This is a genomic window from Nocardia sp. NPDC056100 (assembly GCF_042266325.1).
GTDB lineage: Bacteria > Actinomycetota > Actinomycetes > Mycobacteriales > Mycobacteriaceae > Nocardia.
In genome coordinates this window covers 335,489-350,397 of record NZ_JBHJVY010000007.1, presented here as the reverse complement: position 1 = coordinate 350,397, position 14,909 = coordinate 335,489, and the positions used below count along the sequence as shown (strand labels likewise).

The following is a 14,909-nucleotide window of genomic DNA, read 5'->3' as shown; positions in this document are numbered from 1 at the left end:
GACTCGCTTGCCGTTTTGCAGAAGTTCTATGACGCCGAGGCTGCCTATGTTCGTGGGGATGCGGGGGTTGAGGGGGATGGTTGCTTATTTGGCGGCTGATGTTGTGATGTCTCAGGCCGGGGTGCTGCCGTATGGAGGGGAGTGGCGGGGGGCTGAGGGGTTCGCTGAGTTCTTGGAGGCTTTCGGGAAGGCTTGGAGTGCGTTGGAATTCCTCGAGCAGCGGTTTGTCGTGGAGGGGGATGTGGTGGTTGTGCACAGTCGGGGGCGATTGACGGCTCGTGCTACGGGGCGGGGGCTGGAGACGGAGTTGGTTCAGTGGATCACTTTTCGGGATGGGCTTATTGCCGGGTTTCGGCCGTTCTATCGGGATACCGCCGCGGTGCTGGACGTTCTCGGGGTGGGTTATGAAGGGGGCGGGGCGGAGTCGGTGAGTTCCTGCTAGGTTTCGGGCCCGCATCGGGGCCTTGCAGGTTCGCTATGACGGCTGTGCGTCGTCGAGTTTGCGTGCGTTTTCCGCGCGCTCCAGCCACTCCAGCCAGAGGCCCGCGCCGAGGCGGGGTTCGGCGTAGCCGTCGGTGGTTCGGACTATTCGGGTGCCGGGTTGTTCGAGCCAGCGGACCAGGAGGCCGACTTCTTCCGGCAGTGCGCCGTGCAGTGGGGGATGGACGGGTGGGTCGGCGGGGGAGTTGAGGCGGGGTGGGATGACGGTTTCGGCGGCGGCCGCGAGCCGGTCGACGGTGAGCATGGGGGAGATGCCGCGGGGCGCGTTGCCCGCCGAGGCGAGGCGGCCGTGGCGGATGATCGCGAACTGCCAGCCACCGGCTCCGTCGGGGTGGGCGGCTATCAGTTCGGGGATGCGGGTGAGGGCGGCGAGGCGCTGGGTGCGGCGCAGGGCCCGGATAACAGTGACCGTGCGGTCCCGCAGACGGGCTGCGGCCTCGAAATGTTCTGCGGTTGAAAGGAATTCGATCTTTTCCTGGATCGCGATCAGGATGGCGTCGCTATCGCCGGAGAAGAGGGCGCGGACCGCTTCCGGGGCGTGCGCGTACTCCTTTATATATAGGGGTCTGTTTTGGGCGCTCGCCGGGCAACCGCCGACCACGGCGGGCGGGCAATCGTGCGCGCCGTCGCGGGGGATGCGGGTGGTGCAGGTGCGCAGGGCGGAATTCTCGGCGATCGTGGTCGCCACCTCCATGGCATCGGCACGGGAGGTGAAGGGGCCGAGGGAGTCTCGGACGGGGGTGCGGGACACCGCGAACCGGGGGAACGATTCGTCGGTGAGATTGAGCCACCACGCGCGCTGCGGAAACTTGGAGCGCCGGTTGTACGGCGGAGTGTGCGCGAGCAACAGCCGGAGTTCGCGCACACCCGCCTCGAGCCCGTGCGCACACTCGACATGATCGACTCGTGTCGCCAGCTGCACCATCTCGCGCATGCGCGGACGGGTGTCCGAACCGGTGAAATAGTTGCGGACACGGCGGCGAAGATTCACCGCGGTTCCTATATATAGGACTTCATCCGACGGACCCCGGAAGAGATAGACCCCGGGGGTGGCCGGAAGGTCCGCCGCGAGAGTCCGTTTCGCGCGCTGGCGGCGCGTCACCTCCGGCAGATAGTCCAGCAGCTCGGTGAGGCTGTGCACGCCCTGATTGCCCACCCGGGCGATGAGCGCGTGCAGCACGTCCACGGTGGCGCGCGCGTCATCGAGCGCGCGGTGCGTGGGACGGGTCTGCGCGCCGAGCAGTTCCGCTATGAAGGACAGCTTCACCGAGGGGGCCTCATCGCGCCCGAGCACCCGCCGCGCCAGCCGCACCGTGCACAGCACTTGGAAAGCGGGCCAGGGCAGTTCGCAGCGCGCGGCCGCGGCGCGCAGGAAGCCGGTGTCGAAAGGCGCGTTGTGTGCGACCAGTACGGCCCCGGCCGCGAACTCCAGAAAACCGGGCAGCACCTGTTCGATGCGCGGCGCGTCGATGACCATCGCGGTGGTGATCCCGGTGATCTGCACGATCTGCGGTGGAATCGCGTACCCGGGGTTTATCAGGGTCGCGAACTCGCCGAGCACCTCACCGCCGCGCACCTTCACCGCGCCGATCTCGGTGATGGCATCGCCTTCGGGACTGGTTCCGGTGGTCTCCAGGTCCACGACCACGAACGTTGTGTCATAGAGCGGTGTTTCGAGCTCATCGAAGGCCAGCTGTTCGGACACGACCCGCAAGCGTAGGCCGGGGGTCCGACAGGTTCGAAGCCGTTACCCCCGGTAACGGCCCGATTTCATCGACCAGGGGAAATGTCGGAATTCGCAATCGAGATTTGCGGGGTGAAATCCCCGATTTGAGCAAATATGCAGAAATGTGGTCAGGGTCACATTGATTCATAATGTGGATCAATCCGAGCGGGTGTGACGCACTGTCCGGGTCAGTGTCCGGCGCGTGCTGGCGCGGTGAGGATCGCCTCAGCACGGTTTGCAAGTCCGCCGGTCAGAGCCTGGTCGGGCAAGGCATCTCCGACCTGCTGTTATTCGGAATCTGTCCTGCAAGGAGGGGTCATCACGACCCCTTCCCTACTGACTGGTAGCTCAGCGGAAGCTCCCGCCGAATTGGTCGCTGTTATCGTTTCGTGATTGCTGTGACTTTTGTCGCACCGAAATGTTGGCTTGTAACTATTTCGAGCCATCGTCCGTTGGGCGCAGCTTTACAAACCACCGTTATCGGCTCGTAATCTTCCTGAGACCTCGCGGAGTCCGACCCACCAAACCGGTGCGGCGTCGCGGGGCAGATTGGAAGTACCTCACCATGGCGACCAAGACCGTCAAGCGGGCCCTCTCGGCCGGTGCCGTCGGCGCTGCCACGCTGAGTGCGCTGCTGCTGCCCGCCACTCCTGCCTCGGCGCAGCCGGTGACCATCCCCGGCGTCGGAACCTTCGACGTCCCGGATCAGATCCAGCTCCCCGCCGGCATCCCCGGTGTCCCGGAATCGCTTCCGGTGCAGTTGCCCGCCATCCCGGGCGTCGAGATCCCGGCCGCCCCGGCCCCCGCTCCCCAGGTGAGCCCGCGCCAGCAGGTCGTGGACGCCGCTATGAGCCGACTGGGCGATCCGTACGTGTACGGCGCCGCGGGCCCGAACGCCTTCGACTGCTCCGGTCTGGTGCAGTGGTCGTACGCGCAGGCCGGAATCAGCCTGCCGCGCACCAGCTATGACCAGCTCAACGCCGGCTACGCCATCTCCGAGGACTCGCTCGAGCCCGGCGATGTGGTGTCGTTCTACGGCGGCAGCCACTCCGGCATCTACGTGGGCGACGGTAATGTCGTGCACGCCTCGACCTCCGGTCAGCCGGTCAAGGTCGCCCCGATCTCGTCCATGCCGTTCGCCGGCGCGCGACGAATCTGAATCGAAGATCCGCAGGTCGGATGACCTGTGAGCGAACGGCGACCGTAATGATTTCGTGTCCTGCTGGACACAAGCGGTCGCCGTTTCGTAATCTATTCGAGACCTTCTTTTCCAGCTCGGGGTAAGAGAACGGGACACGGCACCACGGTGGTAGCGCAACATCGCACGAAGAAACTCGTAGGTGGAGCCCTCACAGCAGGGGTACTCCTGGTCGGAGCCAATGGCATCGGACCCGCGATGGCCGATCCGGTCGCCGCACCGGCATCGGCCGGGGAAGCGGTGCAGCGCCTGATCGATCTGTCACGGCAATCCGAACAGCTCAACCAGCAGGCCCTGAACGCCCAGTCCGATCTCGACACCAAGGTCGCCGCCGCCAAGGACGCCGATTCCAAGGCCGCGGACGCCGCCACCGCATTGGATGCGGCGCGCTCCGAGATTCGCAGATATCAGCCGGTGATCGATCGCGCGGCCAGCTCGGCCCTGCTCGGTTCCCGTACCAACCGGCTCACCTCGCTGCTGGTGAGCTCCTCACCGCAGCAACTGCTCGATCAGATGTCCATCGTGGATTTCGTCGGTGCGCGCACCAATGATCAACTGAGCCAATATCAGAAGGTCAGCGCCACCGCGTCCGCGGCCGAGGCCGTTGCCCGCACCGCCGCCGATGCGGCGCGTGCGGCCAGCGCCCAGGCCGATGCCGTGCGCGTCGATCTGGAGAACAAGCGCTCCTCACTACAGGGCTCCATGGCCGGGGTCATCGCGGCATGGGGTCAGCTCTCCGCGAGTGATCGCTCCGCCCTTGCCGGTTCGATGTTCCCGCCCGGCTTCGACCGGGATTCGCTACTGCGCGGGCTGGTTCCGGGCAGCGGCACCAGCGCATTGGCCGCCGGGCTCACCCGCATCGGCGCGCCGTATGTCTGGGGCGCGGTCGGCCCGGAACAATTCGACTGCTCCGGTCTGGTGCAGTGGGCGTTCCATCAGGTCGGCAAGAATGTGCCGCGCACCAGTCAGCAGCAGGCCTCCTACGGCACACCGGTCGATGAGAAGGATCTGCGGCCCGGCGATGTCGTCTTCTTCTATTCCGATATCTCGCATGTCGGCATCTACGCGGGCAATGGTTTGATGTTGCACGCCTCCACATTCGGAGTGCCCGTCCAGGTGGCACCGATGGGATCGACACCTTTCCACTCGGCGCGACGATTCTGACCAACACCACGAGGTGGCAATGAGCGCACTGCGGCAGGTACGCGGCTGGTTGTCGGCGAAACGACGGTTCCAGTTCTGCCTGACCCTGGTCATGGTGACCGGGTTGACCGCCGCCTGCGGTGCCCTGCTCATGCTGCCCAATTCGGTACTGCCCAAGATTCGCGCGGTGGTGCCCGGCGGCGATGCGCTGGTCGCCACCGATCCGCAGGTATCGGCGCTGCACCGGCTGATGGACTCCTACGGCAAGGTGATTTCCGAACCGGTGGGCACCGGGGCGGGCAAAGTCGGTGTGGTGCTTGGACATCCGGCCCGCAGCGGCGATATGGATGTGCTCGCCGCGGAGTTGAGCGCGGCCACCACGGCGGTCAGCGCGGTCTGGGGTTCGGACTGGTCGCAGGCTCCGGTGGTGGTGGTCGCTTCCAGCCCAGCCGAATTCGCGGCGCTCACCAATGAGACCGGTGCGGTACCCGCCGAAGTCGCCGCGGCCACGGTCGCCGATCCCTTTCATCCGGGTGCGCAACCGACGGGTCAGCGGGTCGTCTTCGGATCCGAAGCCGGGCGGCGGCTCGGCCCGGACGGACTGCGCTCGGTGCTGCGTCATGAGCTCACCCATGTCGCGACGCGTGCGGTGACCGTCGACCGTTCACCGCAGTGGATGCTCGAGGGCTTCGCCGAATATGTCGCGCATCGCGGTATGCGCCAGCCCATCGAAGAGGTCGCTCCCACCCTCACCACGCGGGCGCGGGCGGGTACTCTCCCCGCCGATCTGCCTGCCGACGCGGCCTTCGAACCCGCCAGCGGTGAGGCGGCCGCGGTCTACGAACAGGCCTGGTCCGCCTGCGCTTTTATCGCCGATCAATTCGGCGAGGCCCAATTGGTCTCGCTCTACCGGCAATTGGCGACCGGCCCCAAGGACAACGCGGCCGTGGCGGCGATCGTGCAGAACACCCTGGCCATCGGGTATCCGGACCTGCTGGCGCGCTGGCATTCCTGGATCACCGCCCGCACCACCCCCGGCGCCTGACGCGACACGCCACTCTGCGGGTGCGCGAGGTTTCAGGCCGGGGCGAGTCGCGGCCGCCGGTGCAGTAGGTTGATCGCATGGGGCGAACGCTGCTGGTTACCAATGATTTCCCGCCACGACCGGGAGGTATCCAGTCCTACGTGCACGCGCTGGCCATGCAGCTACCGCCCGATGAACTCGTGGTCTACGCGCCCCGCTGGAAGGGCGACAGCCACTGGAAGTTCGACGCGGAGCAGCCCTTCGAAGTGGTCCGGCATCCCACCACGCTGATGCTGCCCACACCGCTGGTGGCACGCCGCGCGGCGAAATTGCTGCGCGATGAACAGTGCGATCGGGTCTGGTTCGGTGCGGCCGCACCACTGGCCCTGATGTCACCGCTGCTGCGCCGCGCGGGAGCCGAACGCATTCTGGCCTCCACGCACGGGCATGAGGTCGGCTGGTCCATGCTGCCCGGCGCGCGCCAGGCCCTGCGCGCCATCGGCGACAACACCGATGTCATCACCTACGTCAGCAAATACACGCGCCGCCGCTTCTCCGCCGCCTTCGGCGCACAGGCCGCCCTCGAATATCTGCCGCCCGCCGTGGATTCCGAGGTCTTCAAACCCGATCCGGCCGCCCGCGCCGAATTGCGCGAGCGCTACGGCCTGGGCGATCGTCCCACCATCCTGTGCCTGTCCCGGCTGGTCCCGCGCAAGGGCCAGGACGCGTTGATCGTCGCCATGCAGGACATTCGCAAGCAGATCGACGGCGCGGTCCTGGTCATCGCGGGCGGCGGTCCGTACGAACAGAAACTGCACACCCTCGCCGAAACCCTCGGTGTGGCAGACGATGTCGTCTTCACCGGCCGCGTCCCCGCTGCCGAACTGGCAGCTCATCACACCCTCGCCGACGTCTTCGCCATGCCCTGCCGCACCCGCGGCTTCGGCCTCGATGTCGAGGGCCTCGGCATAGTCTTCCTCGAAGCCTCCGCCTCCGGCGTGCCCGTGGTGGCGGGCAACTCGGGCGGCGCTCCCGAAACGGTCCGCGAAGGTGAGACAGGCTACGTCGTCAACGGCCGCTCCACCGCCGCCATCACCAAGGCCATCGTGGATGTCCTCTCCGATCGCGACGCCGCCGCCCGCATGGGCGACGCCGGGCGCGCCTGGGTCCAACAGCAGTGGCGCTGGGATCGCATGGGCGAACGCCTACGCGATCTACTCGACCCGCCGGTGCGCTCGACTCCGGGCATCACCTTGAACTGACCTCGGCCGAGCGGTGTGAGGCGGAGGCGAATCGAGCGTGGGCGGACTCTGGGTTAGGCTCACCGCGTGAGCAGTATCCAGGTTGCCGACCAGACCTTTATCGCCGCGCCCGGCACCGTCGTCGGCGAGATGCTGGCCGATCGCGGCCGGTGGCGGCAGTGGTGGCCGGATCTGCAGTTGCAGGTGCGGGAAGACCGGGCCGACAAGGGGATTCGCTGGACCATCAGCGGGGCGGCCACCGGCACCATGGAGGTGTGGCTGGAACCCATGCTGGACGGGGTGATCCTGCACTACTTCATGCACGCGGAACCGCAGCGCCTCGAAGGTTTGTCGCCGCGGGATCTGCTGGCGCTCAATCGCACCCATCGGGTTGCCGGAAAGAAGATGTCCTTCGAGGTCAAGGCCCGGCTCGAGGCCGGTCGCAAGGCCGGGGTCGCCCCCGCGGCCGCGCAGTAGACCACTCGTAGTTCCGCCCCCTCCGAAAGGAAGCGTTGCCACCCATGGCCGATCGCACTCAACGGTCGATCGTGATCGACGCCCCCACTGATCGGGTGCTGGCCGTCATCGCGGACCTGGAGTCGTATCCGGAATGGGTCGCCGCGGCCCGCTCGGTCGAGGTGCTCGACAAATTCCCGGACGGCCGCGCGCGCACCGCGCGTTTCGTACTGGACGCGGGCGTCGTGAAGGACACCTACACGCTGTCCTACAACTGGCGTCCCGACGGTAAGGCCGTCAGCTGGACCCTGGTCAGCGGTGATCTGCAGAAGGCGCAGGACGGCAGCTACGAGCTGATCACCCTGCCCGAGGGCGGCACCCAGGTGGTGTACGAACTCACCGTGGACCTGAACATTCCGATGATCGGCATGTTCAAACGCAAGGCCGAGAAGGTCATTACCGATACGGCGTTGAAGGAACTCAAGAAACGGGTCGAAGGCTGACCGCGAGCAGGCCCGAGCGACCTGCCACCCGTGTGGAACTGTTCGTCGGCAAGGGTGGGGTGGGAAAGACGACGCTGGCGTGCGCGACCGCACTCGCCTACGCGCGCGCCGGACAGCGAGTGCTGCTGGCCTCCCTCGATCAGGCCCATTCCCTCGGTGACGCACTGGGATTCCGGTTCGCGCACCAGCCGGGCAGTGTGCCCGGGGTGGCGGCCGTGCAGCCGGGCCTGGATGTGATCGAAGTGGATTCCCTTGCGCTGCTGGAGGATCGCTTCCGCACCGTGGTGCTCATGCTGTCCGGATCCGGGCACGATCACGGAATCGATGTCGGCGCACTGGATCCCGCCGAGCTCACCGGCCTGCCCGGCGTGCAGGAACTGCTGGCACTGCTGGAGATCACCGAATTCAGCAAGACCCGGCAGTGGGATGTGATCATCCTGGATTGCCCGCCCTCGGCGGATATGCTGCGCATTCTCACCGCCCCCGACACCCTGCTCGGCTATCTCGAACGGGTCTGGCCAGCGCATTCGCGCACGCTCACCGCGGTCGGCGGGGATCTGCGGCGCGCGGTGCTCGCGGTCACGGTGGAGCAGATCGTGGCGTCGGTGACCGCGGCCCGCGATCTCATCGCCGATCCGGCCCGCACCAATGCCCGCCTGGTCACCGCGCCCGAACAGGTCGCCGTCGCCGAATCCGCGCGGGTGCGCTCGGCCGCCGCCCTGCTCGGCCTGCGCCTGATCGCCGTCCTGGTCAACAAAGTCCTCCCGGAGACCGCCGCGCCCGACTACGGCGCGAATATTCATCCCGCCGTGCAGTGGTATTTCAACCGTCGCGGGGAACAACTGGATGTGATCGCCGATCTACGCAAACGCATGGGTGGCATTCCCGTGCAGGTGGTAACCCACGCCGGATCCGAACCCGTGGGCCTGAGCTCGTTAACGGCACTGTCCTATGCGGTCGATCCGAGTGGTAACTGGGTGGGACCGGGTCCGGTCCCTATGCTTGGCTCAGATGTGGACGGGATGCCGTTCGTTTCGGCCGGGCCGGTAGTGCGGCTGGAAGCGGGAACGGGTGTGCATTCGGTGTTCGCCATGCGCATGCATCTACCCGTGGTCGATCCGTCGACCCTGCAGCTGGGACGAGTGGAGGACGATTTGATCGTGGGAGCGGACGGGGTCAGGCGCCGGCTGCGGCTGGCGCCGGTATTGCGGCGGTGCACGGTCGAGGCCGCCGAACTCGACGGCGATCAACTGGTGATCCGTTTCCGTCCCGACCCCGAGGTCTGGCCGAAATGACCGCGACGCAGGGCCATCCGCGATCCGGCCACCCCGACGACAATTTCAGCGAATTCGCCGAGGAACTCCGGTTGCTCGCCGAGGCCGTCCTCGAACGCGTCGAACCGGTGTTGCGCCGCACCGCCGCCGACGGCCGCACCCAATGGTCCAGCTGCGCCTGGTGCCCGGTCTGCGCGGCGGCGGCCGTGGTGCGCGGGGAACACCATGACGTGGTGGCGGCCATCGCCGATCACGGCACCGCCATCGTGACGGTGCTGCGCGAGGCGCTCGCCGGTGTCCCCGTGGAACCCGTGCTGCCACCGGATCTGGATCCCGAATCACCGGAATACCAAGCCTGGCTACATCATTCCTTCGGTCACGGCGCGGCCCCGGCCGATTCCGGTGCGCGGACCGGCGATGAGGCCGACGGATTCGACCATGCCGCAGGCCATTCCGCCACCGATGAAGCGCCGGATACGGCCGCGGCTCGCGGCCGCGCCGCCGGAACGCATACCGGGGCGAGCGCGGCGCTGGCCGGGCTCATCGCCCGCTTCGCCGCCGGCGCACAGGGGATTCGGTCCGAACACGCACGCGCGCAGGCCGAAAGCGATCGAACGGCGGATCCCGCCGCGGGTCGCGCGGGCGCGGAAGGCGGCCCCGAGAGCGGAGCCCCCGCACCGGGCGCGCCGGACACCGCCGCCCGCCGAGCGGGCGGTGACGCCTCCGGCACGGACGCGCAGAGCGGGGTGAGCGCGGGTCGTCGCGAGCGTGAGACCGCGAGCGGCAGCCGATCTTTCGGACGCGGGCCGGATGCGGCCGGGCGACCGGGGGATGCGAGCGAGCCGGGTCGCGGGCGGGGGGCGACGCGGGCAGGGTATGTCCCCATCGACGTGACCATCAAGGCATGAGGGGCGGTGGACAGGTGCCGCTGACTGTCGGAATCGATGTGGGCGGCACCAATATTCGTGCGTCGGTCGTGGACGGGGCCGGTGAGGTGCTCGATACCGTGACCGCCTCCACACCGCAGTCCGCGCGGGCCCTGGAGGACGGGCTGGCGCGAGTGGTGCGCGAACTGTGCGGCCGCCACGCCATCGGCGCGGTCGGCCTGGCCGTCGCCGGATTCGTCGACGAGGACCGTGCGACAGTGCGTTTCGCACCCCATCTGCCCTGGGAGGACGCCCCGGTCGCGCGGCGGCTCACCGATCGGCTCGGGCTGCCCGTAGTGCTCGAACACGACGCCAATGCCGCGCTGTGGGCCGAATACCGGTTCGGCGCGGCGGCGGGCGGGCGCAATGTGGTGCTGGTGGCCATCGGCACCGGTATAGGAGCCGCGCTGCTCATCGATGGGCGGCTGTATCGCGGAAGCTATGGCGTCGCACCCGAACTCGGGCATCTGCAGGTGGTGCCGAACGGTCGCGCCTGCGCCTGCGGGAAACGCGGCTGCTGGGAAAGGTATTGCAGCGGAACGGCTCTGGTGGACACCGCGCTGGAGATGCTGGCCACCGATCCGGTCCGCTCCACCATGCTGGCGCGCGACGCGGGCCGCGATCCCGGTTCGCTCACCGGTCGCCGGGTGGCGGGCGCGGCACAGGACGGCGATCCGCTGGCCTTGGACGTCATGGCCGATTTCGCGCGCTGGCTGGGCTTGGGGCTGGCGTTCGTGAGTGACATCTTCGATCCGGATCTGATCGTGGTCGCCGGTGGCGTGAGCTCCTCGGCCCCGCTGTTCCTGGACGATGCGCGGGATCATTACGCGGCGTCGATCACCGGTGCCAGGCATCGCCGCCTGGCGCGCATCCGGACCGCGCAACTCGGTGAGGCGGCGGGCATGATCGGTGCGGCCGAACTCGCGCGGGCCGCGCTCGAGGCGCAGCGTGATGCGGTGCCCGCGGGTCCCTCGGGTCGGTGACACTCCCGGGCGAATCGCCGTCCTTGACGTAAATACTCGGTGAACCGGACACATCGGGCAGTGGGCGGTTGGTCACCGGCTTGTCTCGGCGGTAGAGTCGCCAAAGAGAGTGTGGTGCCCGCAACGAGGCCGGTCCCGGGTATCGAAACAGGGGAAAGGACGCAATGTTCTACTGGCTGCTGAAGTTCGTCTTGGTGGGACCATTCATCTCGCTCATCAATCGACCCAAGGTCGAGGGCGTGGAGAATATCCCCCCGGATGGCGCCGCGATTCTGGCCGGTAACCACCTGTCGTTCACCGACTGGCTGTTCACCCCCCTCGCGAGCCCGCGCCGCATCACCTACTTGGCCAAGGCCGAGTACTTCACCACCCCCGGTCTCAAGGGTCGCCTGCAGAAGTTCTTCTTCTCCGGCACCGGGCAGTACCCGATCGACCGCTCCGGCGCCGATGCCGCCGAGTCCGCCCTCAACACCGCGCGCAAGCTGCTCGACGAGGGCCGCCTGGTCGGCCTGTACCCCGAGGGCACCCGCTCCCCGGACGGTCGCCTCTACAAGGGCAAGACCGGTGTCGCGCGCCTCGCCCTGGAAACCGGCGTCCCGGTGATCCCGGTGGCCCTCATCGGCACCGACGAGGTCTGCCCGCCCGGACCGTTCCGCTGGCGTCCCCGCAAGGTCACCGTGAAATTCGGTAAGCCCATCGACTTCTCGCGCTACGAGGGCATGGGCGGCAACCGCTTCGTCGAGCGCGCCGTCACCGACGAGATCATGTACGAACTGATGCGCATGGGCGACCAGGAATACGTGGACGTCTACGCCGCCAGCTTGAAGAAGAACGTCCCCTCGGGCACCCGCCCCGACGCGGACCGCATCCCCCAGACCATGGCGGGCTGAGTCACCTCAGCCAGACACGGGCCCCGAGAGCAACTCTCGGGGCCCGAGCCATATCCGGGGTGCGGACTTCTAACTACCGCTGGTCGGCGGGCGCATCGCGCACGAGTCCGCGAACACGAGCGGGCAGGGCTTCTGCAGGCTGCCCGTGGGCAGATTGAAGAACATGGTCAGCAGGTCGAGCACCGCGCTGCCCGTATCGCTCGTGTACACGAACTGGGCATCAGCCGGACCGGCTGCGACGAGCTGGGCGCTGTCGGCCGGATCGGGTGCGGTCGCGGTGGCGATCGCGGTGCCGCTCGCCACCGCCCCGGCGAGGGCCGTCATGACGACGGCGGTTCTGAAAGCGGGAAGCAGAGCACGCATGAAGCGGGTCCTTTGATCGGGCTGCGATTTCACCCGCGACCTTTTCAGACCCCGATCCCGCTGTGACAGACCGCGTTTCCCCTGCCCCCGACGCCGGGGGCGGGTACTACAGCCGACTCAGAACGGGTCGGCGGCCGCGCGGCGAATGACCTCGCGGGCCAGATCGCCGTGCAGGGCGTCGATGGGACGGCCCGGCAGTGAGGGGTCCTCGGTGTAGATCCACTCGAGGATTTCCTCATTGGTGTATTTGCCGTCGCGCATGACGGTGATCAACCCGGTGAGATGCTTGGCGATTGCTCCGTGGGAGTCGAAGAACTCCTCGGGGACGGCGATAACGCCGTCGCGGCGAACCGCGATCAGCTGATGTTCGCGCAGCATCTGGTGTACGCGGGTGACCGACTCGCCGAGCAGCTCCGCCACGTCAGGGAGGGGGAGCACGGTGACCGATTCCGGCAGGACATCATTGCTGTAGGGGATGGCACTCACGGGGATTACGGTAGTCGGTCGCGCCGCGTCCGCCGCATCACACCCCGACCCGACTACCATCGGGTCACAGTCGCACCGGGCGGCACGGAAGTCGGAAGGGTTGCAGTTGATCGGCCAGATGCTGGAAGGGCGCTACCGCATCGACGCGCCGATCGCGCGCGGCGGTATGTCCATGGTGTTCCGGGGGGTGGACACCCGGCTGGACCGACCGGTCGCCATCAAGGTGATGGACCCCAAGTTCGCCGCCGACCCACAATTCCTCACCCGCTTCGAATTGGAGGCCCGCGCGGTCGCCAAACTCAAGCATCCGGGCCTGGTCGCGGTCTACGACCAGGGTGTGGACGGTGATCATCCGTTCCTGATCATGGAACTCGTCGAGGGCGGCACACTGCGCGAGTTGCTGCGCGAGCGCGGGCCGATGCCCCCGCACGCGGTGCGCGCGGTTGCCGAACCGGTGCTCGCGGCGATCGGCGTCGCGCACGCGGCGGGTTTGGTGCATCGCGATATCAAGCCGGAGAACGTGCTCATCTCCGATTCCGGGGAAGTCAAGATCGCCGACTTCGGTCTGGTGCGCGCGGTCGCGGCCGCGAATATCACCTCCGACAGCGTGATTCTCGGCACGGCGGCGTACCTGTCGCCCGAACAGGTCACCAGCGGCAGCGCCGATTCGCGCAGTGATGTGTACTCCGCGGGCATTCTCATCTTCGAAATGCTCACCGGGCGTACGCCGTTCACCGGCGACACCTCCATTTCGGTTGCGCTGCAACGGGTCGAGAAGGATGTGCCGAGCCCGAGCCGCCTGATCGGCGGGGTGCCACCGGAATTCGACGAACTGGTCGCGCACGCCACCGCGCGCGAACCCGCGCACCGGTTCAGCGATGCCACCGAGATGGCGCGCGAGCTACGCCGGATCGCCCGCGAATTGCAGCTACCGGATTACCGGGTGCCCTCGCCGACCGAATCGGCCGAACACCTCAGCGCGCGATACAAGGTCGCCACCCCGGCGGCGCCCGCGCGGCAGCCGCACACCCCCGTGCCCGCCCGCAACGCACCGTACGGGGCCGCCGATCTCACCACGCGCATCCCGGCCGATCCGCCGACGCAGCACATTCCGCCGCCGCATCAGCAGACCCGGGTCATGACGGCCGCGCGTGAGATTCCACCGGACTACGCGCCGCCGACCACCCAGTACGACACGCGCGAACCCGAGCGCGCCAGACGCTCGGACCTGATCGAGGACCGCGGCAGATCCCGGCGCACCGTGATCATCTGGCTCAGCATCGTGGTCGCCCTGGCCCTGCTCCTCGGTATCGGCGGCTGGTGGGTGGGGGTGGGCAGATACTCGGCGGTGCCGTCGATCGCCGGGCTCGACACCCAGCGGGCGATCACCACGCTCACCGATGCGGGCTTCAAGACCGAGACCAGACAGAAGGCGTCGGACATCATTCCGACGGGCAATGTGGTCGGCACCGATCCGGCCGCCGGAACCAAGGTCACCAAGGGTTCGACGGTCGCGGTGCTGGTCTCCAGCGGTAAACCGAAGGTTCCGGACGTCAAGGCCGGACAGGATGTGAACAGCGTCAAACAGGCGATCAAGGATGCGGGGCTGACACCGGTCGATTCCGGTGAGATCGGCAGTACGGCCCCGAAAGGCTCACTCGCCAAGGTGGATCCGGCCCCCGGGACCGTACTCCCGGCGGGCGCGAACGTGAAGGTCTATCGCAGTAAGGGTTCCGCGCCGATCAAACTGCCCGATGTGAGTGGCAAGACCGAGGATGAGGCCCGGGATGTGCTCACCAAGGCCGGAATCACGGTGCGGGACACCAGATCCGAGTTCAACACCAAGGTCAAGGGCGGTCAGGTGATCGGCACCGATCCCGCCGCCGGGGCCACCGTCGACGCCGGGGACGGGGTCACCCTGATCATCAACAGCGCCGTGGATGTTCCCAGCGTGTTGGGCTCCAATGTCGCCGCCGCCCGGGTCAAACTCGAGGGACTCGGGTTGAAGGTGACGGTGCGGCAGCTGGCTTCCAATGAGAGTTCGATCGTCATCTCGCAGAGCAGTCTGGGCAATGTGGAGGCGGGCTCCACGATCACCCTCGTCGCAATCCCTTAGGCAGATAACGCTGAAAGCGGTCAACCCCTGACGGACGAAAACGCGGTCCGGTCCCTATGGACCGGGCCGCGTTCTATTT

15 protein-coding genes are annotated in these 14,909 nt (G+C 67.5%); 12 read left to right on the top strand and 3 right to left on the bottom strand.

What is annotated here, in order from left to right:
- Positions 1-58 precede the first annotated feature (58 nt).
- Positions 59-442 (top strand): nuclear transport factor 2 family protein, encoded by a 384-nt coding sequence (locus ACFC0O_RS43185; protein ID WP_375968248.1) that lies wholly within the window; start codon positions 59-61, stop codon positions 440-442.
- Positions 443-475: 33 nt separating this feature from the next.
- Here the strand turns inward: ACFC0O_RS43185 and ACFC0O_RS43180 are convergent, their stop codons facing one another.
- Positions 476-2,206, bottom strand: coding sequence for a DEDD exonuclease domain-containing protein (locus ACFC0O_RS43180; RefSeq protein WP_375968109.1), 1,731 nt, complete (start codon positions 2,204-2,206; stop codon positions 476-478).
- Between the two features lie 586 nt (positions 2,207-2,792).
- Here ACFC0O_RS43180 and ACFC0O_RS43175 point away from each other — a divergent pair.
- The 10 genes from ACFC0O_RS43175 (at position 2,793) to ACFC0O_RS43130 (ending at position 11,865) form a co-directional block, all read left to right on the top strand.
- Entirely contained in the window at positions 2,793-3,386 is a 594-nt protein-coding gene (locus tag ACFC0O_RS43175; RefSeq protein ID WP_364643776.1) for a C40 family peptidase, read from the top strand.
- A gap of 237 nt (positions 3,387-3,623) precedes the next feature.
- On the top strand, positions 3,624-4,589 hold the full coding sequence (locus ACFC0O_RS43170; RefSeq protein ID WP_375968108.1) for an NlpC/P60 family protein: 966 nt from the start codon (positions 3,624-3,626) through the stop codon (positions 4,587-4,589).
- 19 nt (positions 4,590-4,608) lie between these two features.
- Entirely contained in the window at positions 4,609-5,613 is a 1,005-nt protein-coding gene (locus ACFC0O_RS43165; RefSeq protein ID WP_375968107.1) for a hypothetical protein, read from the top strand.
- A gap of 77 nt (positions 5,614-5,690) precedes the next feature.
- Complete coding sequence (locus tag ACFC0O_RS43160) at positions 5,691-6,854, top strand: glycosyltransferase family 4 protein (protein ID WP_375968106.1); 1,164 nt, start codon at positions 5,691-5,693, stop codon at positions 6,852-6,854.
- A 66-nt stretch (positions 6,855-6,920) separates the two neighbouring features.
- On the top strand, positions 6,921-7,310 hold the full coding sequence (locus ACFC0O_RS43155; protein ID WP_364643764.1) for a polyketide cyclase / dehydrase and lipid transport: 390 nt from the start codon (positions 6,921-6,923) through the stop codon (positions 7,308-7,310).
- A 44-nt stretch (positions 7,311-7,354) separates the two neighbouring features.
- Positions 7,355-7,792 (top strand): SRPBCC family protein, encoded by a 438-nt coding sequence (locus ACFC0O_RS43150; protein WP_364643761.1) that lies wholly within the window; start codon positions 7,355-7,357, stop codon positions 7,790-7,792.
- A gap of 32 nt (positions 7,793-7,824) precedes the next feature.
- On the top strand, positions 7,825-9,087 hold the full coding sequence (locus ACFC0O_RS43145) for an ArsA family ATPase (protein WP_375968105.1): 1,263 nt from the start codon (positions 7,825-7,827) through the stop codon (positions 9,085-9,087).
- Positions 9,084-9,974, top strand: a complete 891-nt coding sequence (locus ACFC0O_RS43140) for a hypothetical protein (RefSeq protein ID WP_375968104.1) — start codon at positions 9,084-9,086, stop codon at positions 9,972-9,974. The genes ACFC0O_RS43145 and ACFC0O_RS43140 overlap by 4 nt, the downstream gene beginning before the upstream one ends.
- On the top strand, positions 9,971-10,975 hold the full coding sequence (locus ACFC0O_RS43135; RefSeq protein ID WP_364643752.1) for an ROK family protein: 1,005 nt from the start codon (positions 9,971-9,973) through the stop codon (positions 10,973-10,975). The genes ACFC0O_RS43140 and ACFC0O_RS43135 overlap by 4 nt, the downstream gene beginning before the upstream one ends.
- 164 nt (positions 10,976-11,139) lie before the next feature.
- Positions 11,140-11,865 (top strand): lysophospholipid acyltransferase family protein, encoded by a 726-nt coding sequence (locus ACFC0O_RS43130; protein ID WP_364643749.1) that lies wholly within the window; start codon positions 11,140-11,142, stop codon positions 11,863-11,865.
- A gap of 69 nt (positions 11,866-11,934) precedes the next feature.
- Here the strand turns inward: ACFC0O_RS43130 and ACFC0O_RS43125 are convergent, their stop codons facing one another.
- Together ACFC0O_RS43125 and ACFC0O_RS43120 are read right to left on the bottom strand one after the other, a co-directional pair.
- A complete protein-coding gene (locus ACFC0O_RS43125; protein ID WP_375968103.1) occupies positions 11,935-12,228 on the bottom strand; it encodes a hypothetical protein in 294 nt (97 codons plus the stop codon).
- 117 nt (positions 12,229-12,345) lie between these two features.
- Positions 12,346-12,714: an Rv2175c family DNA-binding protein gene (locus tag ACFC0O_RS43120; RefSeq protein ID WP_364643746.1), complete on the bottom strand. Its 369-nt coding sequence runs from the start codon at positions 12,712-12,714 to the stop codon at positions 12,346-12,348.
- A gap of 106 nt (positions 12,715-12,820) precedes the next feature.
- Here ACFC0O_RS43120 and pknB point away from each other — a divergent pair, with 106 nt between their 5' ends.
- Positions 12,821-14,830: a Stk1 family PASTA domain-containing Ser/Thr kinase gene (gene pknB, locus ACFC0O_RS43115; protein WP_375968102.1), complete on the top strand. Its 2,010-nt coding sequence runs from the start codon at positions 12,821-12,823 to the stop codon at positions 14,828-14,830.
- The last annotated feature ends 79 nt before the right edge of the window (positions 14,831-14,909 follow it).

Bases quoted from the DNA above. Each gene is read 5' to 3' on its own strand.
- ACFC0O_RS43150 (WP_364643761.1), top strand. From the start codon at position 7,355: ATGGCCGATCGCACTCAACGGTCGATCGTGATCGACGCCCCCACTGAT.
- ACFC0O_RS43175 (WP_364643776.1), top strand. From the start codon at position 2,793: ATGGCGACCAAGACCGTCAAGCGGGCCCTCTCGGCCGGTGCCGTCGGC.
- ACFC0O_RS43165 (WP_375968107.1), top strand. From the start codon at position 4,609: ATGAGCGCACTGCGGCAGGTACGCGGCTGGTTGTCGGCGAAACGACGG.
- ACFC0O_RS43140 (WP_375968104.1), top strand. From the start codon at position 9,084: ATGACCGCGACGCAGGGCCATCCGCGATCCGGCCACCCCGACGACAAT.
- ACFC0O_RS43185 (WP_375968248.1), top strand. From the start codon at position 59: ATGCGGGGGTTGAGGGGGATGGTTGCTTATTTGGCGGCTGATGTTGTG.
- ACFC0O_RS43170 (WP_375968108.1), top strand. From the start codon at position 3,624: ATGGCCGATCCGGTCGCCGCACCGGCATCGGCCGGGGAAGCGGTGCAG.
- ACFC0O_RS43130 (WP_364643749.1), top strand. From the start codon at position 11,140: ATGTTCTACTGGCTGCTGAAGTTCGTCTTGGTGGGACCATTCATCTCG.
- ACFC0O_RS43135 (WP_364643752.1), top strand. From the start codon at position 9,971: ATGAGGGGCGGTGGACAGGTGCCGCTGACTGTCGGAATCGATGTGGGC.
- ACFC0O_RS43125 (WP_375968103.1), bottom strand. From the start codon at position 12,228: ATGCGTGCTCTGCTTCCCGCTTTCAGAACCGCCGTCGTCATGACGGCC.
- ACFC0O_RS43160 (WP_375968106.1), top strand. From the start codon at position 5,691: ATGGGGCGAACGCTGCTGGTTACCAATGATTTCCCGCCACGACCGGGA.